This window comes from Spirulina sp. CS-785/01 (genome assembly GCF_028330525.1).
Classification (GTDB): domain Bacteria; phylum Cyanobacteriota; class Cyanobacteriia; order Cyanobacteriales; family Spirulinaceae; genus JAQMSD01.
Window position 1 is genome coordinate 1 of sequence record NZ_JAQMSD010000248.1, and the last position, 22,906, is coordinate 22,906.

At 45.7% G+C, this 22,906-nt stretch carries 14 protein-coding genes and 1 pseudogene; 10 read left to right on the plus strand and 5 right to left on the minus strand.

What is annotated here, in order from left to right:
• The first annotated feature begins 458 nt into the window (after positions 1-458).
• From PN462_RS16125 to PN462_RS16135, 3 genes are read left to right on the plus strand one after another with little or no spacing between them, the layout of a single operon-like run.
• A complete protein-coding gene (locus tag PN462_RS16125; RefSeq protein WP_272129840.1) occupies positions 459-701 on the plus strand; it encodes a hypothetical protein in 243 nt (80 codons plus the stop codon).
• Between the two features lie 57 nt (positions 702-758).
• Positions 759-2,204 (plus strand): BREX system Lon protease-like protein BrxL, encoded by a 1,446-nt coding sequence (gene brxL / locus PN462_RS16130; protein WP_272129841.1) that lies wholly within the window; start codon positions 759-761, stop codon positions 2,202-2,204.
• Between the two features lie 44 nt (positions 2,205-2,248).
• Complete coding sequence (locus tag PN462_RS16135) at positions 2,249-3,397, plus strand: cysteine desulfurase family protein (RefSeq protein ID WP_272129842.1); 1,149 nt, start codon at positions 2,249-2,251, stop codon at positions 3,395-3,397.
• 205 nt (positions 3,398-3,602) lie between these two features.
• Here PN462_RS16135 and PN462_RS16140 read toward each other — a convergent pair whose 3' ends face one another.
• The 4 genes from PN462_RS16140 to purN form a co-directional block, all read right to left on the minus strand.
• The gene (locus PN462_RS16140) at positions 3,603-3,956 is read right to left on the minus strand and encodes a HepT-like ribonuclease domain-containing protein (protein ID WP_272129843.1); all 354 of its coding nucleotides are present in this window, start codon (positions 3,954-3,956) and stop codon (positions 3,603-3,605) included.
• Entirely contained in the window at positions 3,953-4,252 is a 300-nt protein-coding gene (locus PN462_RS16145; RefSeq protein ID WP_272129844.1) for a nucleotidyltransferase family protein, read from the minus strand. The genes PN462_RS16140 and PN462_RS16145 overlap by 4 nt, the downstream gene beginning before the upstream one ends.
• A 30-nt stretch (positions 4,253-4,282) precedes the next feature.
• Complete coding sequence (locus tag PN462_RS16150; protein ID WP_272129845.1) at positions 4,283-7,726, minus strand: hypothetical protein; 3,444 nt, start codon at positions 7,724-7,726, stop codon at positions 4,283-4,285.
• Between the two features lie 370 nt (positions 7,727-8,096).
• Positions 8,097-8,747 carry a phosphoribosylglycinamide formyltransferase gene (gene purN, locus PN462_RS16155; protein ID WP_272129846.1) on the minus strand — a complete coding sequence of 217 codons (651 nt, stop codon included), beginning with the start codon at positions 8,745-8,747 and terminating at the stop codon, positions 8,097-8,099.
• A gap of 31 nt (positions 8,748-8,778) precedes the next feature.
• Between purN and PN462_RS16160 the strand changes: the two genes are divergently transcribed.
• The 5 genes from PN462_RS16160 to PN462_RS16180 all read left to right on the plus strand — a co-directional run bounded on the left by PN462_RS16160 (position 8,779) and on the right by PN462_RS16180 (position 18,695).
• Positions 8,779-9,657, plus strand: coding sequence for a carbohydrate ABC transporter permease (locus PN462_RS16160; protein ID WP_272129847.1), 879 nt, complete (start codon positions 8,779-8,781; stop codon positions 9,655-9,657).
• Between the two features lie 67 nt (positions 9,658-9,724).
• Positions 9,725-10,429 (plus strand): DUF928 domain-containing protein, encoded by a 705-nt coding sequence (locus PN462_RS16165; RefSeq protein WP_272129848.1) that lies wholly within the window; start codon positions 9,725-9,727, stop codon positions 10,427-10,429.
• Positions 10,410-12,728 (plus strand): CHASE2 domain-containing protein, encoded by a 2,319-nt coding sequence (locus tag PN462_RS16170; RefSeq protein ID WP_272129849.1) that lies wholly within the window; start codon positions 10,410-10,412, stop codon positions 12,726-12,728. The genes PN462_RS16165 and PN462_RS16170 overlap by 20 nt, the downstream gene beginning before the upstream one ends.
• A 205-nt stretch (positions 12,729-12,933) precedes the next feature.
• The gene (locus tag PN462_RS16175; RefSeq protein ID WP_272129850.1) at positions 12,934-16,872 is read left to right on the plus strand and encodes a two-partner secretion domain-containing protein; all 3,939 of its coding nucleotides are present in this window, start codon (positions 12,934-12,936) and stop codon (positions 16,870-16,872) included.
• 119 nt (positions 16,873-16,991) lie between these two features.
• Complete coding sequence (locus tag PN462_RS16180; RefSeq protein WP_272129851.1) at positions 16,992-18,695, plus strand: ShlB/FhaC/HecB family hemolysin secretion/activation protein; 1,704 nt, start codon at positions 16,992-16,994, stop codon at positions 18,693-18,695.
• Positions 18,696-18,841: 146 nt separating this feature from the next.
• Here PN462_RS16180 and PN462_RS16185 read toward each other — a convergent pair whose 3' ends face one another.
• The gene (locus tag PN462_RS16185; RefSeq protein WP_272129852.1) at positions 18,842-22,066 is read right to left on the minus strand and encodes a UvrD-helicase domain-containing protein; all 3,225 of its coding nucleotides are present in this window, start codon (positions 22,064-22,066) and stop codon (positions 18,842-18,844) included.
• Positions 22,067-22,283: 217 nt separating this feature from the next.
• On the opposite strand from PN462_RS16185, the pseudogene PN462_RS23590 reads away from it, so the two are divergent.
• Positions 22,284-22,382: pseudogene (locus tag PN462_RS23590) on the plus strand (MotA/TolQ/ExbB proton channel family protein); the annotation flags it as partial.
• A complete protein-coding gene (locus PN462_RS16190; protein WP_272129853.1) occupies positions 22,366-22,770 on the plus strand; it encodes an ExbD/TolR family protein in 405 nt (134 codons plus the stop codon). The pseudogene PN462_RS23590 and the gene PN462_RS16190, both read left to right, overlap by 17 nt.
• Positions 22,771-22,906 lie beyond the last annotated feature (136 nt).

The window sequence follows — 22,906 nt, forward strand, 5'->3', positions numbered from 1 at the left end:
AACAATAACCCCCCCCCCCCCCCCGTCTGAAAAAAATCGACCGCGATCTCTATGCCCTCGGCCTCACCCTTTACGAATGCCTCACCGGTCATTATCCCTTTGACGAACCCTCCCCCCCTATCGGCAAAACTCCCCCTCTCCCCTCCCAACGCAACCCAGACTTACCCATCACTCAGGAGTTAGAACAATTCCTCCTCAAACTCATTGCCCCCAAACAAAAAAACCGTTTCAGCAGTGCAAAAGACCTCTTAGACACCCTCAAGCGTCTCTCTCAACCCCCAAAACCGATCACTCCGACTAAAGTCAAAGAAAAACCCCCCAATCCCTATACAGCCAAAACTCCCCCTCCGGTTCTACCCGTCATAACACCAAAACCAAGCAAACAAGTCAGCCTCGACCCCACCGGAAACCACCCCATTCCTAACCAATGTATCGCCATTACCAACGAGGCAGACTGGATGCGCCAATTTTTCTTAACCGACGGCCATTATTGGGTCAAAGGACAACACCTTTGTCAGTGGACAGAAGAATGGTTGCGCGTCTGGAATCTTAGTGAGTTGATAACATCTGGAGTCATTGAACCCGAACCCGACACCGAACCCGACACCGAACCCAATACCGAACCCGATACCGAATCCAATACCGAACCCGACAAACCTGTTTTTGTCAGTGGAATCGAGAGTATTGACGAATTCCTGTAAAAGTCCTTCTCCCCTTTATTTTTTCCCAACCGTAAACCTTAACAAACCTCCAAAAATATGCACTATCAAGTAACCAAAAATCAGTATAATAACCAAAAAATCCGAGACATTTTTGGTTCATTAAGCATCGACAAAACCCGCTTACCCTCCAGTGGCCTCACCACCGTTGGAGTCCCTAGTTTCGTAGCCGAATGGTTACTCGATAAAATTGTCCCCGGAGAAGGGAAACTAACAGCACAAGAACAAGAAAAAGTCAATGGTTTTATTAAAAAAGCCTTCCCTCGGAAAGACGACCGCAATGAAATTACCTTTGATCTCACCCAAGGGGATATTAAAAAGCTAATCACCCTCATGAAAGCTCGCGTTACACTTGATAAAAAAGCTGAAAAAATCCCCGAACCTATCGCTAAAATTCCCGCTTTAGACTTTGAAGACTGTATAATTTCTACAGACCTCATCGAACAACATAAAATGCTCTTACGGCAAGGCATTTGGGGGAAAGTAACCCTTGCCATGCAGCCCGATGGAAAAATAGAAATTCTCGACTTTGACCCCTTTCAATGTTCTATCATTGATCCCGATGCCTATGCCAAATTTCGCAGTCAATTTAACACCGTTCAAGAGTGGAAAGACTTGCTCTTTTGTTCCATGGGATATAACCCCGACCATCCCCATTATACCCCCACCGCAAAAACGTGGATATTAGCGCGACTTTTGCCCCTCGTTGAACCCAACTATCACCTGATGGAACTTGCACCCAAAGGGACTGGGAAAAGTTTTGTCTTTGAAAATATTAGTAGTAAAGTGAGTGTAGTGAGTGGGGGAAAAGTGACTCCTGCCCAATTATTTATTAACGGCAAAAATAAGGAGGTGGGGTTACTCGGTCGTCATGATGTTTTAGTATTAGATGAAGTGCAGAGTCTCACGTTTGATAACCCCGATGAAGTGATTGGCACATTAAAAACTTATTTAGCCAATGGACGGTATAATCGGTCTGGGTTTGCAGACATTTCCAGTGATTGTTCTTTGGTAATGTTGGCGAATATTGAACTCACGGAAGACTTAAAACCCCGTAACCCCAATAACTTAATTGCGGACTTACCCGACTTTTTCAAAGAAACGGCCTTTTTAGACCGCATTTTTGGCATTATTCCGGGATGGGAAATCCCCAAGTTTCAACGGGATATGGTAGCCTCTCAAGTGGGGTTAAAAATGGACTTTTTTGGGGAGGCATTATTGGGGTTACGGTATGATAACCGTTATTTTACCTATGCTAACCAACACACCCATTTTGAGAAGGCAACAGTACGGGATCAAAATGCTATTTTAAAGTCTGCGTCGGGGTTTCTCAAGTTATTCTATCCTGATCTTAATTTAACTCCCATGGACTATCAGCGAGACTGTCTCGAACCTGCGCGACAGTTACGGCAAGGGATTCGCAATTCGTTGTATTATTTAGATGATGAGTTTCGGTCTTATGGACGGGATATTTTTGTAAGTTGATAAACAACAAACAACCAACAACAAAGAACAAACAACCAACCAAAATGACTAAACCCATTTATCTAGACTACCAAGCAACAACCCCCGTTGATCCGAGGGTGGCGGATAAAATGTTATATTATCTGACGACGGCTTTTGGGAATGCCAGTAGTGTAGATCATAGCTATGGGGATGAAGCAGATAAGGCCGTGAAAGACGCGAAACGCGCGATCGCAACATTAATCCAAACCTCCCCCAAAACCCTCACCTTCACCTCCGGGGCCACCGAAAGCATTAACTTAGCCATCCAAGGGAGTCCCTCCCGACAACAAACCCCCCGCATTGCCCTTTCTCCCCTCGAACATCGGGCCGTTTTGGATACTTGCAAAGCCTTAGAACAACAAGGTAAAGTCGAGTTAGTCTTCTTAAACGTCAATTCCCAAGGCCAACTGGACTTAGACCACCTCGAAACCGTCTTAAAACAGGGAGTCGGGTTACTCTGCCTCATGGCCGCAAACAACGAAATTGGCACAATTTACCCCCTCGCAACCATCGGCCAATTAGCCCAACAATACCAAGTCCCCTGGTTATGTGATGGGACACAAGCAGTAGGCAAAATTCCCCTCAACTTTGAAGACTGGGGAATAACTTATTTAGCCCTCTCCGCCCATAAATTATACGGCCCCAAAGGAATTGGCGCGTTAGCAGTGCGAAAAGACTATCATTTATCCCCCCTTTTCTTCGGAGGAGGCCACCAAAGGGGACTCCGTTCAGGAACGCTGAATGTGCCGGGAATTGCGGCATTTGGGGAAGCCTGCCGTTTACGTCAACAGGAAATGACCTCCGATGAGGCCGACATTGCCAGAAAACGGGACTCCCTCCAAAAGACACTGCAAGCAAACCTTCCCCATCTAGTCGTCAACGGAGATCAAACCGCAAGGTTAGCGGGCAATTTGCACATTTCCCTTCCCGATATCCCCAATAGTGCCATTATCGCCCGTATTCGTCACCAGTTAGCCCTCTCTACGGGGGCAGCTTGTTCTTCTGGGGTAGAAACCCCCTCCCACGTCCTACGGGCTATTGGCCTCCCTGACTCCCTGATAGAAGGGTCATTACGCCTCAGTGTAGGCAAGTTTACCACAGAGGCAGATATCGAAAAAGCGGCAGAGGTTCTCGTTGATGCGGTTAAACAAATTGAGGCACTTTTAAAGTAAAATTATTAATTAAGGTTTGCTGAATAAGTATTAAATTTAATGTAAGCTCTAAAGGGCTTACTACGAACTTATAACGATTAACCGGATGTCATATGAGGCTAGGGAATAGGAAACAGGAAATACAGAAAATTCTGGTGTACCTTACCAGCTTGAAAAGTGCTATATAATATTTGATTGTTACTGAAAATTTGTTACTGAAAAATTATTACTGAAAATTAGATAAATCCTTGAGAATTTTAGCAATAATTGGTTCTAGAGTTGGAAGGTCTTGATGTACAGTATCCCAGAGAACCCGCAAGTTTACGCCAAAATATTGATGAATCATTTTATCTCGCATTCCTGCAATACTTTTCCACTGAACTTGAGGATAAATATTACGTATTGAGGGAGGAATATTTTTGGTTGCTTCTCCGACAATTTCAATGGCACGGGTTACGGCAAAGATAGTTTTTTGATCGCTGATAAATTCCTCAAAACTCATATCCGCAACGAATTGCTGTGCGGCGATAATAGCGTCTAATATATCTTGCAAATAATCTTCCAATTGGCGGGAAGTCATAAATAAATCACCTCTTGTAAAATGCGTTCCCCAATTCGCGGTTTTAGTCCTTCTTTCATCACCAAATCAACTTTATGTTTCAGGAGTTCACTAAGCTCATTTTCCAATTGACAAAAGGTTAATAACCCAAACCGAGCAGTTGGTTCAAACTCCACTAATAAATCAATATCACTGTCTTCGGTTTGTTCTCCCCGCACAAAAGAGCCAAAAATGCCCATTTGACTGACTTTATATTGCTCTTGTATTTGCGGAAAATATTGCCGTAAGGTGTTTTGAATATTCTGTAAATTTTGCATCAGTCAATCTTTTTAATCATCAATGACTAATTATCCATCATCCAAAATGGCCTCACTCAACTGGGCTAAAAACGCCTGTTGTCGTTGGGGGTTATCTTTTAAAATGGGGTTTTGTAAGACAGATTGTACCAAATCGGCCACGCGATCGCGCTGTTCCTCCTCCACCCAGATCATCCGGTGTATTTCCTGGCCATCTGTACCCGTCATGGTAAAGCGACGCACTTCCACTCCCTCACTGGGGGATACGGCCTCCTCTTGCAATGCTTCTAAGTTGTGGAAACGACGAGCCAGATCAGCTAAATTACTCTCAAATACTGTAAAATCTTGATCAGACCAGGATTCTGGCGGTTTATCAGCAACAATCATTAACAGAGACTCCAACCAAACCCGGTCTGACTTGCTATCATCAATGGCAGCACGGGTAAACCGATTTAACATCGACTCCACACATTTATCAATTAACGGGTTAGCACGGTTGCGTAAATCTTCCCGCAGTTGAGTCTCCTCACTCCGTACCCCAAAGGCAGTATAAAGCAGCGTCTTGCACTCCTGCAACAGGGCATCATAAGCCCCATTAATCTCTTTTAACGCAGCAATGAGCTTATTTCGTAATGTGGCCGCAATTTGACTATTATCCCCCTTTTCTGTGCCAATGGGGGGTAAATTGCACGCTTGGGGGAGTTTCGTGAACAGTAACTCATCGGGTTCTACGGTATGCTGTAAAGCGTGTAAGACTGCCAACGCTTCTTTACTCAGTCGTTGAGTTTTGCGGGTATAGGGGGGAAGTTGTTTGATAAACCGATACAGGGGTTTAACCACCGTTAACAGGGTACTATTGCGGACTTTACTGCCTTTTTTCCCTTTCGACTGACTGAGGATAGTTTCTAACTCTCGGAAAACCTGCGATCGCAATCCTTCTATCGCAAAGAATTTTACCGCAAACCGAGCCGGAGCTTTCACCAACAATTCAAAATGTTCCGGCCCCAACACCGGAATAAAAGTCCCCTCCTGATACACCCCCACATTATCACTATTATGCAGCAAATAAGCCGCCAACAACACCGGAATCATCCCCCCCTTCACCCCATAGGGCGGTTGTGCCAAATCATCGTATAATTGACCGATAGAACGGGGTTTCTCCCGGGCCTCCCAACAAAAATCCTCAATCTTATCCCAAACTGCGCCAATATCTGTATTAGGACTATCCTTGCGTTGAGAGGATTTAAGCGCAGGATAAAACCCCCATTGGCCGTCCTCATAGCGATGAATACCCGTTGCTTCCAACAACGACTTATACAGACTCACCTCCGGCCCATATCCCGTTAACCCTAACCTCTCTTGATCTCCCTTCTCCAACATCGCAGTTAACAACTTCCGTCTGGCCTTTGATCCTTGCGTCGTCAAACTGCGTCGATTAATCAACTCATTCCAAAGAATCGGCGTTTTACAATAAACAGTATCGCACACTTGAGACAACTTAACCTTAAAATCCTGAATCTGTCCCAACCGTTCCGGTTTCCCCTCAACCCAACAATCATTATAGGCCAACGCCCCCGTTAATGCCTGTTCTAACGTCTGCATTAACCGTTGTTCCGCTTCTCCTACCCGATACCGCACCTCCTTGCGGGCCACCCCATCCGTCTGTAACTCCGCGGCCTCCTGTTGCATTTGTCGTAAGGCCACATATTCCCGTGCTTGCAACCGTAACGGGTTTAAATAGGTTAACGGTAATAATAAAAAGGGTTTCCCGTCTGCGGTATGTGCGGGAATATCCGAGGGAATATTGTCCTCTAACCAATAACCAATCATCCCATCACTCTCCATCTCTGCACAAGACAGTTGCGATAAATCTTGATCTTGTTCTAAATACAAGCGTTCAAAATAACGCAACGTTCCCGTTTTGTAACTATGTCGTTGGGCCACCACAGGTTTCAGGGGACGAAACTCGCTGAGTAATTGCGCTAACGGGGTTTGTATCCCTTCTAAATACTTCGCCAACTCTAGATCAACATTAAAATCCGATCCCTGCCATAAGCGTAACTCGTCAATTTGCCGACGATAATGAATCACCCCCTGGTCCAATAATTCTTGAATGGCCGGGTGAAACTCATCTTCTCTGACTGTCGCCCCATTATCTGTTAATGCTAACGTAACTAAACGACGAGTTGCTTTAGCTACTCCCGTGGTGGTGACAAGATTTAAAATTGCGATCGCTTTTAAAACCCGTAACCTCTCCTCATCCAAATACTGCGCATCGGCAATTAAATCCTGAATTTCTACCCATCGTTGCAAATGGGGCCGATAGGCCAACCCCATCCCCGTTGCCGCGAGAAAATAATCATAAAGACGGTCTAATTTTAACGTCGGGAAAGCATGGATATCAAACGGCACATCCTTTAAAAATCGTTGCAACGAAAACGGTTCAGCACTGGTGAGAAAAGTAAACAGAGAGCGATCGTTCTGGGCATAGCGATGGCATAATGTAGGCAACACCAACGCGGTTAGAGGGTGCAAAGGATAAACCCCCATAATTAACTCCTTCGTCACCTCCTCCCCCAGTAACGTCTCCCGTAAACAGTCCACCCAGTCTTCCGCGTATTGATGCAAAGCCCGACTAAATTTTGTGGTATCTTGGGGTTGAATCGCCTGGGCAATCAAGCGCATCATCTGGGGGGCCGACTCCGTAAAAGGGATATCTTCAAAACGGCCTTGAATCTTCGCCCACTCATTACGCTGCACCGAGGCCAAATGTTGGCTATAATCCCCAAAGGCTTGGTGTAATATCCCCAGTACATACAGGGAAATTTGACCATCTTGAGCCAGTTCTGCTAACTGTTGTAAGAGATAGAGATCAGCAGTCCCCCCCTGATAGGCCGCATATTCTAAATTCTTCCCCAACTCATCTACAATGAGAAAAACCCCCGTTTGGGAGACTTCTGCAAGGGTCTGAATCGCTGCTATAATCCCTTGGGAATGCTCAGGACTCACCTCCTGTAAGACCTGAGTTATTTTTTTGGGCGGTTGTTTCCCTTGGTATCGCCAAAACCGTTCCACCCCCTGCTGTATCCCCCGTAAAATCGTCGCCCCAATTGGCTCTCTCGCGCCCGTTGCCACCGCTTGCACCAAACCTTGGGGGGGGATATCCTTCACTAAACTCTGATAGTCTGAACCGCCTTCTAGGGTCTTCTCAGCAATGTTTAACGCCGTTTGTCGCACCTCACTTTCTAGGGGGGCCGTCAAGGCCGCCACATAATGAGCAAACGCTGATTTTCCCGTCCCATAGACACTGGTTAACGTCCAAGCGGGACTCCCCTCCCCCTGAAACCCGTTTAAAATGCGGCGGAGGGCTTCTAGGGAGCGTTCTGTAAAAATATACCCTTGAACCGCCGAAGGTTGCTCAATATCCCGTTCTAAGTTCACAGAACGGGCATAGCGACGGTTGAGGATAAAATAATCGGCAAGGGGTTGAGTCATAGCGCAATTTTTCTTTCGGAGACGCTCCACAAAAGCGTAAGACAACGCAAAACATCATTCCTACGGTAGCAGGTTATGTGGGGTCTAGTCATACCCCTAGCAGAAAAAAGCATTCAGCTTTTATATTAGGGCTTGCTGAACAAGTGTTCATTAAGGGAACAGGAAACAGGGAATAGGGTTCATAGCAGAACTGGAAATATGGAGGAAAATCTGAGTCATCTATGAACCCGTTTGAACGGGTTTCAGCTATTAGCCTTGGGTTTGAACCCAAGGCTTGGAGGAAAATCTGAGCCATCTATGAACCTGTTTGAACGGGTTTCAGCTATTCGCCTTGGGTTTGAACCCAAAGCATATAAAGGCACATTTTATTTTACCAAAACCCTTTCGCAGCCAAAGCGATCGCTTGGGGGAAAATCTGATGTTCCTGTACCTGCACACGCTGGTGTAAACTGTCGGGGGTATCATCAGGCAAAATAGGGACTGCGGCCTGCATAATAATCGGCCCACTATCCACTTTTTCCTGAGCAAGATGCACCGTACACCCCGTTACCTTCACCCCCGCATTTAAGGCTTGTTCGATCCCGTGAATGCCTGGAAAACTGGGCAATAGGCTAGGATGAATATTAAGAACCCGATGGGGAAACGCATTTAATAAAACCGGAGTAACAATACGCATCCAACCCGCCATAATTACCCAGTCCACCCTGTAAGACTTCAAGGTGTCCACAATTTGTTCATCTAACGCTTCTCGCGTCTGATACGCCCGATGGTTGTGGAGAATGGCCGGAACATCGAAACGTTTAGCCCGTTCCGTTACCTTCGCCTTGGGCTTATTATAGATTAAGACCGGAATCGTTGCATTGAGTTGTCCCGATTGGATTGCCTGTGCGATCGCCTCGAAATTACTCCCACTCCCCGACGCTAAAACCCCCAACCGTAACGGAGAATCCAAGTATAAATCCTCTACGGTTACAGAAGGCGAAATAAAAGACGGGGTAGAATTGGCCGAATAAGCAGTCATGACTCGTTAAGCGTCCCAATAAATACAGATCATGTCAAAATTCGATCCTACATCTTGGCTCGAACAAGATGAAAATGCCGCCAAACTTTTTTTAGCCCCCGCCTTCCTATTACTCACCCTATTCCTCTTTTTCCCCCTCCTCTATCTCCTCGGACTCAGCTTCACCACCGGGAGTTTCACCCAATCCGGCCTACAATGGGTAGGACTGCGAAACTATGTACGCCTTTTCACCGACCCCAGTTTTTGGAAAGTCTTAGGCAACACCGTCTATTTTACCGTCGCCACCGTCCTCCCCAGTGTCATCATCCCCTTGGGGTTGGCCGTCGGGTTAAACACCTCTCTCCCCTTGCGAGGACTCCTCCGCACCGCCTATTTTATCCCCTCCGTAACCTCCCTAGTGGCCGTGGGGTTAGGGTTTCGTTGGTTATTTCAAACCGAAGGGCCGATTAATCAAATTTTAGGCATTTTTGGCCTAGAAGCTATCCCCTGGTTAGGGAGTCCCACTTGGGCCATGCCCGTGTTAATCTTACTCAGTAGTTGGAAGCAACTCGGCTTTAATTTAGTCGTCTTTTTAGCCGGACTGCAAACCATCCCCCAATCCCTCTACGAGGCCGCAGCATTAGACGGGGCGGAAACTTGGGGTAAATTCTGGCATATCACCCTACCCGGCCTCCGGCCCACCCTCATTTTTGCCACCGTCACCACCGCTATTTTCACCCTGCGCAGTTTTGAGCAAGTTTATGTCATCACCGGAGGCGGGCCACTGAATTCCACCAATATTTTAGTCTATTACATTTATGAACAAGCCTTCGCCCTCTTTGACTTCGGCTATGCCGCCGCCGCCGCAATGGTATTGTTAAGTATTGCCACCCTTTTCATATTTTTCCAACTGCGCAGTTGGGCCGAGTAACTGATCTTGCCAACCCTCCCCTGTCCAGGTCAAAATCAAGCCAAGACTTCACCAGGAATAAGCAACCATGCCGCAATTTCCCCACCCTCTCCCCCTCGGAGGACTACTCGCTGTCCTCTGCTTAGGACTCTCTCCCCTCTCAACCCCCGCAACCCCCGCCAACTCTCTCGCCTCCCTATTCCAAGACCAAACTCAACTCCAGAATAACGAAGAAGAAGAAAAAATCCCCCCCACACGGGGAGCAGGAACAAGACCGGGGAAATGTGGGTCAGAGAGCATCCGAGGGGAAGTCTTCCCCCTCACTCCATCTAGTAATCTCCAAACAACCGCTTCCCCCCATCCCAGTCTTTACCTCTACTTACCCACCATCGAAAACCAACAAGCCACTTTTTGGGTTTTAGATGAAACCGAAACTATTATTTATGAAACTGAATTCACCCTCAGTAACGAAGCGGGAATTTTGCAAATCCCATTCCCCGAAGATGTCACCTTAGACCCTGATACTATCTATAAATGGGGCTTTTTTATCCATTGTGACCCGGAAAATCGGGAATTAGATGAAGCAGTCATGGGCTGGATGACTTATACTGAAATTGCCCCCCCTCCGAGCAACGAACCCTTACAACAAGCCGAATACTATGGACAAGCAGGCATCTGGCAACAAACCTTAGAACTGTTGCTACAACTGCGAAACCGTCAACCGGATATCTGGCAGGAGTTCCTAGAGGCGGCTGAATTGGGGGCTTATCGTGATGCACCAAGGATTAATTAGAACAGTTGGGGGGCTGGAGTTGAAAACGGGGTTAAACCGATGGGGGCCAGTGGGCATTGTCACTCCCCTTGTGATGCTTTTGGTGTTGGGATTACGCAGTTTTGGGGCGTTACAACCCTGGGAATTAGCCTTTTTTGACCTATATTTGCGTTTGCGTCCACCTCTCCCCCCTGATGACCGTATTGCCATTGTGGGCATTACGGAGGGGGATGTGCAAGACCAAAATACGCCCATTCTCCCGGACCGGGTTTATGCTAATCTCATTCAAGAACTCCGCCAAATGCAGCCCCGCGCCATTGGGTTGGACATTTATCGGGATGTTCCCGTCCAACCAGGCCATGCTGAACTTCAGGAAGTATTTGCAGAAACTGATAATCTTATTGGCATCGCCAAAGTTCTCGGCAACCCAGACACGGAGGCAGTGGCCGCCCCTCCTCTCTTGGAAAAAAAAGGACAAGTGGGGGCCAATGATGTCATTGTGGAAGCGGATGGCCGAGTTCGGCGAGGGTTTGCCTTTGTTCCTACCCCTCACGGAGACCAGATGCCCAGTTTTGGGGTACATTTAGCTTTGTTGTACCTGCAAGGGGAGGGGAAGTTTGAGGAGGCCGTTGAACAAACGCCAGAGGACGACTTACGGTTAGACTCGGACTTGTTTCCCCCATTTCGCAGTAATACGGGGGGGTATGTGGGGGCTGCGGCAGGAGGCGACCAAATTTTACTCAATTATCGGGGGGTGAGAGGAGAGGGGAGACCTTCTTTTGAGATTGTCCCCCTGAGCGATATTTTAAAGCAACGAGTGCCGTCGGATTGGGGGCGCGATCGCATCATCCTCATCGGGGCCGTCAGCGAAAGTTTCAACGACCTCTTTTTAACCCCCTACAGTGGCGGCATCTTAACCTACCCTCAACCCATGTCTGGCGTTGAACTACAAGCCCATTTAGCCAGTCAAATTCTCAGTACCGTCCTCGATAACCGTCCCCCCCTCCGCAGTTGGCCAGACCCCCTCGAATGGCTCTGGACGGGACTCTGGGCTGGTCTTGGGGCAACCCTAAGCTGGAAATATCGCTACGGCATCGCCAACTATACCCACCCCCTGCAAAGACGAGAATGGCATACCCCCCTACGTCGGTTTCTCGTCGCCCTCCTCGCCCTCGGTTTCCTCGCCAGCAGCACCTACTTAGCCATCCTACAAGGCTGGTGGTTGCCCGTTATCCCCCCCTTACTCGCCTTTCTAGGGGCAACCGCCGTTAATATTAGTTATCTCGCCTACAATGCCGGAAAAATCCGTAAAACCTTCGGTCGCTACCTCAGCAACGAGATCATCGCCCAACTCCTCGCCAACCCAGAAGCCCTCAAACTGGGGGGCAAACGCCAAAAAATTACCATCCTCACCTCCGACTTACGGGGGTTTACCGCCCTCTCGGAACGCTTCCCCCCCGAACAAGTCGTAACCATTCTCAACCTCTACTTAAAACCCATGTTAGAAGTCATTGTGGCTCATGGAGGAACAGTCAATGAGTTAATGGGGGATGGTATTTTGGCCTTATTTGGTGCGCCCAGCGTCCGCCCCGATGATGCAGAACGGGCTGTGGCCTGTGCCATTGCCATGCAGTTGGCCATGGAGTCAGTGAACCAAGAAATGGAACAAAACCACTTACCCACCCTAGAAATGGGCATTGGCATTAATACCGGGGACTGTGTGGTGGGGAATGTAGGGTCCGACCTCTACACCGAATATAGTGCCGTCGGCAGTGAAGTGAACCTCACCTTTCGCATCGAAACCTACACCACAGGCACACAAATTTTAATCTCAGACTCCACCCTCAAGGCCATAGGACGGGACAAATTAACCATTGTCCAAGAAAAAAAGATACATCCCAAAGGCGTATTACAAGAAATTTCCATTTATCAAATTATGGGCATTGGGTCGCCCTACCATCTCACACTCCCTCAACCGCAAAACCCCTGTTTTCCGGTCTTAGATTCCTATTTTGTCCTCTACGTTTTTGTAGAAGGGAAACAATTAGGAGATTTATTTTTTAAAGGCCAATTAGTGCAACTTTGTTTACGGGGAGCGTACATACAACCCATCGAAGGACCCAACCTAGAATTACCCAGTCTCATGAGTAATCTTAAATTAAACCTGTTAACTTTTGATAAAGAAGGATACCCAGAAGTTAGCACAGATTTTTATGGCAAAGTAACCCAACATTTCCCTGAAAAGCAACAATTCTATCTCGACTTTACCTATAAACCCCCAGAAATTACTAATTTATTTCAAAAGATTACCAAGTTTTAACATTTTGTCATCTTCCGTGTTACGTAAATGCACGCAATTTTAACGTCCAAACAATCATTTGTCATCCCCATTTTACAAAAAAACACAGATTTATTTCACTAAGTAAATATTTTTATTGATTTCCGAATCAATCTTCCTTTTCCCGTATTTCTATGCAAAATAGAAAACATCATAAGTTAGAAATAAATATATTTACAGGTGAATTATGTCAGGTCGTTTTTCTCTCGCCCTAGTTTTTATGGGTTTACTCGGATTGCCTGTGCTGCCTGTCCAAGCTCAGTTAGTGCCGGATGCAACCTTGGGGGATGAAAGTTCCGTCGTTATCCCCGTTGAGGAGTTTCGTCAGCGCATCGAAGGGGGAGCAACACGGGGAGCAAATCTTTTCCACAGTTTCCAAGAATTCAACGTCGGAGAAAATCGCAGCGTTTATTTTGCCAATCCCAATGCAATTCATAATATTCTCACACGGGTAACAGGGGGCAATCCCTCAGATATTTTAGGGCAGTTAGGCGTTTCAGGAGAAGCGAATCTTTGGTTAATCAATCCCAACGGCATTTATTTTGGCCCAGATGCCAGTTTAGACATTCGCGGGTCATTTGTCGCCACCACTGCCGATGGGGTGGAATTAGGAGATACAGGCTATTTTAGCGCGGTGGATGTTGACGGCTCACAGTTACTTGCCGTTGAACCCGGAGCGTTATTTTCCAATGCCTTAGCGGCCCATCAGCGAAAAATTAATAATCGGGGGGTGTTGACGGTTGGGGGAGATTTTGTCTTGGATGCGGGCCAGTTGGACTTACAGGGAGAGTTACAAGCTGAAGGAGATTTAACCCTGCGAGCGTTGGATACGGTGAAAATTCGGGATAGTGTAGAGCGTCCCTTCATTGCGGCTGCGGGTGGGGAGTTGTTGGTGCAGGGGAATGAAAGCGTTGATATTTTTGCCTTGAGTCATCCTGACAGTGGACTGGCTTCGGGTGGGGATATGGTGTTGCGGAGTGGGAATGCCGTAGGAGGGGATGCTCACTATTACTCAGGAGGGAGTTTTCGCATTGAGCAAATTAATACTACTTTAGGTGATTTACAGAGTCCGAATGATCCTGTAATCCGTGCCAGTGGAGATGTAAGTTTTGCTAATTACACAGGAACGTCCCTACATATTTTAGCTGGAGGCAGCGTAAGAGTGACTGGAGATATTACAATTACCGGAGCAGACAACATTAATGGATTAACAGAGACAATTAACCTATCCAATGGTTCAACAGTGAACATTAATGGTAAAAGTCAACCTACTCTTGATATTAGGGCTGGTACAACAAATTTTGGTGGTTTTGGAATAATTCCCACAACAGCCACTGGATTTACTACCTCTTCTCCTAATCTTTCAATCAGTGGAAATACAGGCAATATCCAAACGCAAAATATCAATATTAATCTTCCCAATAGCTTAATTTTCATTTCTAATAATTATAGACCTAATTCAAATAATGGTAATATTTCTATTGGCTCGATTAGTACGAGCAACACAGGCAAAAGTGGTTCAGTAATTATTGACTCTCGTGATTCAATTAATTTAACAAATGATGCTGGCATCAATACAACATCTTCTTTAGGCAAGACTGGTGATATTTTATTACTAGCTCATCAAGATATAGTATTGGGAGAAAATACTATCTTAGATAATAGTACTTTTGGTAATGGAGAAGGAGGGAATTTAACACTATCAGCACAAAATATTCAATTAAACAGAAATGCGAAAATTATTGCTAATACTAATGGAGCAGGGAATGCTGGTTTGATTTCAATAAATGCTGTAGATTCGCTTTTATTCAAGCAAGACACGACCATTTTAAATCAAGTCGGACTTTCAGCAACAGGTGGTAGTAATGGAATTAATATTAATTCTGAAATAATGAAATTCAATAATGGCACACAAATCAATGCAAATGTTCAAGGATTAGGTGATTCAGGAGATATTACTATTCAAACTAATGACTTATTTTTAGACGGAGATAGAAGTGGTATTTTTAATCAAGTTGAAATCAATGGAACTGGTAATAGTGGAAGAATTGAAGTAAAAGCTCAAAACTTTTCTCTGAGTAGAGGGGCAAATATTAATACAAATGTTAGAGGATCGGGAAATACAGGAAATATTTTAATTGATACTGATCTTTTCAGTATGCGAGATAATAGAACTGGTATATTTAGTCAAGTTGAAAATAAAGCTGAGGGTAATAGTGGTGATATAAGAATTAGAGCCAATCATTTTTTAATGTCTAATTCTTCACAAATTAATGCTGATACTAATGGTTTAGGAAACGCAGGTTCTATTATCGTTGATGCTCAATCAATACAGTTATTGGGAGAACAAACGGCTATCGTTAGTCAAGTTGCGAATCAAGCAATGGGAGCAGGTGGTTTAATCGAAATACAATCTAATAGTCTAGGAATCAAAGAAGGAGCAATTATATCATCAAGCACTTTTGGTAATGGAAATTCTGGTTTAATTTTAGTTGACGCTAATGTCATTGAGTTAAGTGGAGAAAAGACAAGTATACTAAGTCAAGTAGGTTTAAATGGTCAAGGTGATAGTGGTGGAATTCAAATTACAGCAGAATCTATACTCTTAGACAACAAAGGACAAATCAATACTAACGTATTAGGTTTAGGTCAAGCTGGTTCTATTTCAATAGAATCTGATCGATTAATATTATCTCGTGGTTCAGCAATATTTAGTCAAGTTGAACAATATGGACTAGGTAATTCTGGTCAAGTTTGGATTGATTCTAATATTGTTTTAATGCGTGATGGTTCTCAAATTAATACTAATGTTCGAGGAAGTGGAAACGCAGGATTAGTTCAGTTCTTAGCCAAAAATGTAACGTTGAGTGGCTTCAATACTGGTATTTTAAGTCAAGTTGAACAAAATGCAACAGGTACAGGAGGAGCAATAGCATTTGAAGTTCAAAACCTCTTATTAGAAAATGGAGCATTTGTGACAACCAGTACCTTTGGAGAAGGAAATGCAGGTCAAATTAAAGTTAATGCTAATAGTGTAATTCTGAACTCTTTTCCATCGGGTATTGTAAGCCAAGTGGGTACTGGTGCAATAGGAAATGGTGGAATAATTAATATAAAAACTAATAATTTATTTATTTTTGAAGGAGCAGGAATAAGTGTTAATACCTTTGGAACAGGCAATGCAGGTACAGTTAATATTGAAGCACTTGAATCGGTCAATATTTTGAGTCATGGGTTGATCAGTGCTAATAGTAATAGTAGTGGTCATGCTGGGAATGTAAAGGTCTCCACAAATCAGTTATCTCTTAGAAATAATGGTTTACTTTCTGTAAATGGTTTGCAGTCAGGAAATCCTGGAAATATACAAATATTCGCTAATTCTATTTTTTTAAATGAAGGAAAAATACAAGCGATTACTAATTCTGGTGAAAATGCAAATATTAATTTAAAAGTAAGAGACTCCATTATTATGCGATTCAATAGTGAAATTGCTACAGAAGCAAGAGGAACAGGAAATGGTGGAAATATTACGTTTGATGTGGGTAAATTTATTCTTGCTATCCCCTCTGAAAATAGTGATATTGTGGCTAATGCCTTTGAAGGAACTGGTGGACAAATTATAGGTCAAGCATCTGGAATTTTTGGATTTCGGATGTTTGAAGAAGTCCGTACTCCAGAAAGTGATTTTACAGCTAGTTCAGCTTTTGGGGTTGATGGTATTGTTGATATTAAGGATCGCTACAATGAGCCTATTCCCTTACCGACTAATTTTCTCGAACACCCTATTAATGAATCTACCTGTGCGCTGCAAGATGGACGTATTGCTGGGGGGAGTTCCTTTACGGTAAGTGGACGGGGAGGAATGCCACCGAGTCCCAATGACCCCCTGACTCCCACCCCCTATGTCCCCACTTGGGCCAACCAAACCGGAGAAACCCCACCCCCTGCGGTGGTGGAACCAGAGACGAAGACTCAGGCAAAGCCAGATAATGCAACCATACGTCCGGCCCAAGGTTGGTTTATGACTGCCGATGGCACAGTACATTTAACCACCGAAGCGGTAACTCCCACCGCCTCCTCTGAGTTTTGGCGGCATCCTGACTGTCGGGCGGTGTCTGAGTCCTGATGCTTACTGTTAGCCCTAAAGGGCTTACTATGAACTTGTCACGGTTATTTCAACTCAGTCCTGATGCTTACTGTTAGCCCTAAAGGGCTTACTATGAACTTGTCACGGTTATTTCAACTATGAACTACTTTGCTCTCTCCCTCTTACCTCTCCTAACCGTCTTACTGGCCGCTCCCAGTTGGGCCCAACTTGAACGACCGACTCCCGACGGGCCTGATATTATCCAACCCAATACCGACCCCCTCCCTCCTGTTGAACCGTTACCCCCCCTCGAAGACCTCCTCCCGGAGACCACAGACCCCTCTATCCCTGCACCAGAGGATATTCCGGGGGAGATTGTGGTGCAGCAGTTTCAGGTGGTGGGGAATACGGTGTTTAGTGGGGAGGTGTTGACGGAATTGCTTGAACCCTATACAAACCGGCCTCTCTCTTTTGCGGAGTTGCTGCAAGTGGCGGAAACTCTAACAGAAGCGTATCAGGAACGGGGATATATTACCTCTGGGGCGTTTATTCCTGAACAGTCGATGCAGGGGGGTGTGGTGACGATACAAGCGGTGGAAGGGGAGGTGGAGGCGATTAATATTGAAGGGTTAAATCGGCTTAATTCGGGCTATATTCGCAGTCGTCTGGCCCGGGCCAGTCGTCCGCCGTTAAATCGGGAGCGTCTTTTAAATGGTTTACAATTGCTACAACTCGATCCCCTCGTAGAAACTCTGTCGGTGGATTTATCTGCGGGGACTCGTCCGGGGCAAAGTATTCTGGAGGTGGAGGCTACAGAAGCGGATGCGACTCGTTTTGATTTTACCGTAGATAATCAGCGATCGCCCAGTGTTGGAACAATGCGTCGGCTGTCCCGGTTTACCCATAATAACTTTTTGGGGTACGGCGATCGCTTTTCTGTGGGCTATATCAACACCGACGGCAGCAACACCCTCGATGGGTTAAGCTATACTATCCCCCTCAATGCCCGCAACGGCACGCTCCGCTTTACCCACAGTCGAGGACGGAATAATATTATTGAAGACCCCTTCACGATTCTAGATATTTACTCAGACTCCACCACCTATCAACTCACCTATCGCCAACCCCTCTATCAAACAGTACAAGATGATTTAGCCCTAAGTTTAACGGCTTCTTGGCAACAGAGTCAGAGTTTTCTAGGGTTGGATGATATTGGCCCCTTTCCCTTTAATTTAGGGGCAGATAATGAGGGAAAAACCACGGTTGCAGCGTTGCGCTTTATTCAAGAATACAGCCATCGCACCGATAATGATGTCTTGGCCCTGCGATCGCAATTTAGCCTCGGTTTAGATACATTAGGGGCCACCGTGAATGAAGGAAACATCCCCGATAGTCAATTTCTATCCTGGCGATTACAAGCCCAATACTTGCGATTACTCGCCCCCGACACTATTCTATTATTACGCTCTGATTTTCAACTCGCCGATCGCAGTTTACTCGCTTTTGAACAATTTGCCATAGGGGGCCTTGCAACCGTGCGCGGATATCGACAAGACTTCCGCAGTGCCGATAATGGGATGTTTGCCTCAGCCGAGTTACGTCTCCCCGTACTACGCATTCCCGAATGGGATACCCTAGTACAAGTTGCCCCCTTTGTAGATATCGGCCAAGTCTGGAATACAGGAGACATTGAATTAGAATCCCCCACCCGTCTCTCCTCCGTAGGAGTAGGACTACATTTGAGAGTAGGGCCTCGTTTCTCCGCACGAGTCGATTGGGGAGTCCCATTGGTTTCTGTTGATTCTAATACAGAAACGTTACAAGAAGATGGACTTTATTTTTCTTTAGAGTATAGTATTTAGGGTCTAGGGAATAGGGAATAGGGTCTAGGGAATAGGGAATAGAGTGTTTTTTGCTCACTTTAAAAAACAGTTTCAAAGTATTTTCCTTTATCAATTATCCATGATCAAGCATTAATTATCAAGTATCAATTATCCATGATCAAGCATTAATTATCCATTATAAAAGCATCCTCACAAATCCCAGTATAAGGACAAACCGAACAACTGTCACGGGAAGGAGTCGCAACATACACCTCCCGCATTATCTTATCAACCATCTGCTCCACCTCCCCAGTCATCTCCTCCAACCGCGAAAACAGATAAACTTGATCATAACGAAGATAAGCAATATACGCATCCTTCACCCCTAACGCTTTTGCATACATCCACAACTGAAACCGATGTTGCTGGGGAGTCATCACTTCATCCGTCTTATAGTCCAACACCCAACCCTCTCCCCATAAGTCCACCCGACCATTAAACTGAATAGGAGACAGCGTAACCGTCACCTCCTCCTCCTGACCCCTCCAACTGTCCCGAAACCCTTTATACTGGTCTAGACTGCGGAATCGTTGTGCTAACTGTAACGCTTCCTCCACCCAACGGTCACTCCCTTCCCCCTCCAAAAAGGAAGACAACTGACTCACCGTGGTAATATTCCTCTCTAACGCAACATGGGTTAAACTCCCAACCTGCATTGCTTTGGGGAGTCCTTCCCCTAACCCCGGATGTCCGTTGATAAACTGAAACTGAAACCGTTTCGGACAGAAATGATACACTGATAACGCAGTGACGGGGAGTTCAAAAATACCTGAACCCACGGGAGTCAGTAACGTATCAAGGGGAATGTCGGGAGGAGTGGGGGGAGAGAGGTAGGGGTGAGGGGAGAGGGAGAGATAGGGAATGACAGTGACGGGAATATTTGCGGCCTCTAACCCTGGAGATAACCGGGTGATATCTCCTCCGGTTTTATCGGGTGCAGTGAGTATGAGATAATCTTTAGCACGGGTCATGGCCACATATAACACCCGGAAGTCTTCTGCAAGGGTTTGGATGTCGTGACGGTGTTTTAAGTAGTGATAGAGGACGGGTTTTTCTGTCTCTCCTTGGTCATTGGGACATTGTAAGGCCACTCCATAGTCGGAGTCGAAGTACACGGAGGGGAGTTTATTATTTTTTTGATGGGTTAAGTCTGCAACGACGACTAATGGCCATTCTAGTCCCTTGGCCTTGTGAATGGTCATCAGAGAGACTGCGTTTTCTGCTTCGAGGGGAGGCCGTGGGAGGTCGGAGTTAGGGATATCGGAGTCACTCTCTATTAACTGTTTGAGACGACGAACTACTCCAAATAAGTCTTCTGTTCCCTGTTCTAATTCTTGCACAAGTTGGCGCATTCCTTGCCAGTCGGCCAGTCGTCGTTTTGCTTTGGGGAGGTTGGCGATAATACCAGTATAGCCGGTTTTGCGATCGCAGTCTTGCAATAACCGTGAGGGTGTCTCCTCATACCGTCTCCCCAGTAGGTAGTTTAAAACTGTCACCGGATGTTGCAACCCTAGAGACTCACCGGAAGTTTGCAGAGTCTCCCACCATGTCTCTTGTTTGCTATCTTGTTTGCTGTCTTGTTTGCTGTGTTGTTCCTTCAACTGGACCAACAGTCGGTCACTCACCGCAAAAAACGGACTCCGTAACAAGGCCACTAAAGCAATATTATCCTGGGGGTCTGCTAAAAAGCGCAACAGGGCCCAAACATCTTTTGCTTCTCTGGTGTTAAAAAGGTTTCCCCCTCCTGCTAAAACCACCGGAATAGTTTTAGCAGCAATAGCGGTTTCAATGTCTTCTAAGGGTTGCCAAGTCCGGGTTAAAATAGCCATATCTTGGGGTTGTATCGGTCGTTGTTTCCCCGTTGTTTTATCCCAAATAAGTGTCTCTGCTGCTAATATTTCTGCTAACTGGTTGGCAATATGGGTTGCTTCTACCTGACGACGTTGGTTTTTATCCCCCACTTCTGCTTTATTCTCTGACTCAACGGTAAAGACTTGCAGGGGGGGAAATGCGGGAGAAAAGGGGGGACGAGTTGCAGTTAAGTCTTGATGTATCTCCTGTAAAAGGGGGGCGAAAATTTGGTTAATCTGAGTTAAAAGGGACGCTTGAGTCCGGAAACTTTGGGTTAATTGAACCTCCTCCCCTCCCCCTTGTAAAATTGTGTCACGGAATTGATCAAACACCCGTACATCGGCCCGTCGAAACCCATAAATGGACTGTTTTTTATCTCCCACAAGGGTTAATTCGGCATTGTGCGTCAGTTGCTCTAAAAATGCCGCTTGGGTGGGGTTGGTGTCTTGAAATTCATCCACTAAAAAGACTCCCCAACGCTGCTGATAATAGTCTCTCACAGAGGAGGAATTTAATGCCTGTAACGCATAAATTTCGGTATCGGCAAAGGTGAGGACTCTGGCCGCTTGTTTCTTCTCCTGTAAGGCAGTATAAACCTCTTGATAGGCTTCTTGTAAGGCCGAGAGCATGGTTTCTAATTGCTCATCGACTTCTCCCAATTCTAGGGTTAAGAGAGGGAGAGACTTACGGACTCTCTCGCGTAACTGTTTTAATGTCTCTTTAACGAGAGTGAATGTTGTTGGGTCCCAAGCCTTTTTACTGCCCTTTCTAGTATCAATTCCATCAAGCACTTTTAAGGGCAGCACATACTCCCCTTTGGATTCTAAACTAATAATAGCATCTAAGACTTCTTGACGCAAGTTCTCTAATTTATCTCCCGCTTTCCCTTGAGATTGAGAGAGAATCGCTTTAGCTTCCTGCCATTGGGAACTAGCTTGTAATTGTTGTAACTCACTCTCCTTTAATTCTTGTAGAATTTCCTCCCAATTCCTACGCTGTTTTAACGCCGAATGACTCGTATAGGGATCATCGAGCAACCTATCTAAAACCGAGGACAGTTGAGAATAGGGAATCACCTCAAAAAAATTGAACGGTAATTGACTGATCACCTGTTGACGACAATCAGCCAGCCATAACTGTCCCTCCCGGTTCTCTAAAATGCTAAAATCGGCGGGAATGCCTGCGGCTTGGGGGTGTTCGTGACAGATGCGACTGGCTAAAGCGTGGAGGGTGCTAATCTGGGCGGCCTCTAACTCTGCTAAAATATCCCTACGCTGGGGGAAGGCTTGGGTAATGAGAGAACGAATGCGCGATCGCAACTCCAAAGCCGCCTTCTCCGTAAACGTCACCGCCACCAGTTCCAACGGAGAAACCCCCTGTCGCAGATAATACAAATAACGCTCCGCCAACATATGGGTTTTCCCCGTCCCCGCACCTGCTGTCACCACCACACTACGCGGACAAAATGCAGCTTGTTCTTGTTCTGGCGTTAAACCCATAGTCTAGTGATAATTGGTAATCGGTAATCGGTAATCGGTAATCGGTAATCGGTTGGATAATGGATAATTAATCAATCTTTATTCTCCCCCATCTCCCCCATCTCCCCCAACTCCCCTAACTCTTACTCACAAAAAGACAGGCAAAATTATGCAACTTGTTACAAAAGTTTATAAACAAGTCCCACTCAAGGTAAAATCAAACAAGGTAAAATCAAAGCGGCAATTAGCCCTTGTTCAAGAATCTGGGGGACAATTAGAGTTACTCTATCGTCGTCAATACGAAAGAAAACAGGAGCGTTATGCACATTCAAGATGAACAAGAGAGGCCGGCTACAATTAATATTGTGCCAATGATTGATGTCATTTTTTCGATTTTGGCCTTTTTTATTATTTCCTCCTTACAATTAACGAAATCTCAGGGACTTCCGGTGAATTTACCATCGGCCCAAACGGCACAAAATCAGCCCAGTACGGAGATTACGCTGACTATTGAAGCGGATGGCGCGATCGCGCTGAACAAAGACCCCATCACCCTCGATACCCTCACCCCTACTCTACAAGACATGGTGACACCGAGTAATCCCTCTCTGGTGATTATTAAAGCCGATGAAGCAGTGAATCATGGTCAAGTCGTGGAAGTCATGGATATTGTACGACAAATTGATGGAGTAAACCTTGCGATCGCAGCCCAACGAGACAACTAAACCCCTTCTTTCCCGTGTTAACCATGAACCGATTAACCACCCATCACCTCACCCTCGCCTATGAGCAAACCCCCATTATTCAACACCTCGATCTCAATTAAGTCCGTAGTAAGCTCTTTAGAGCGTACAATGCCAT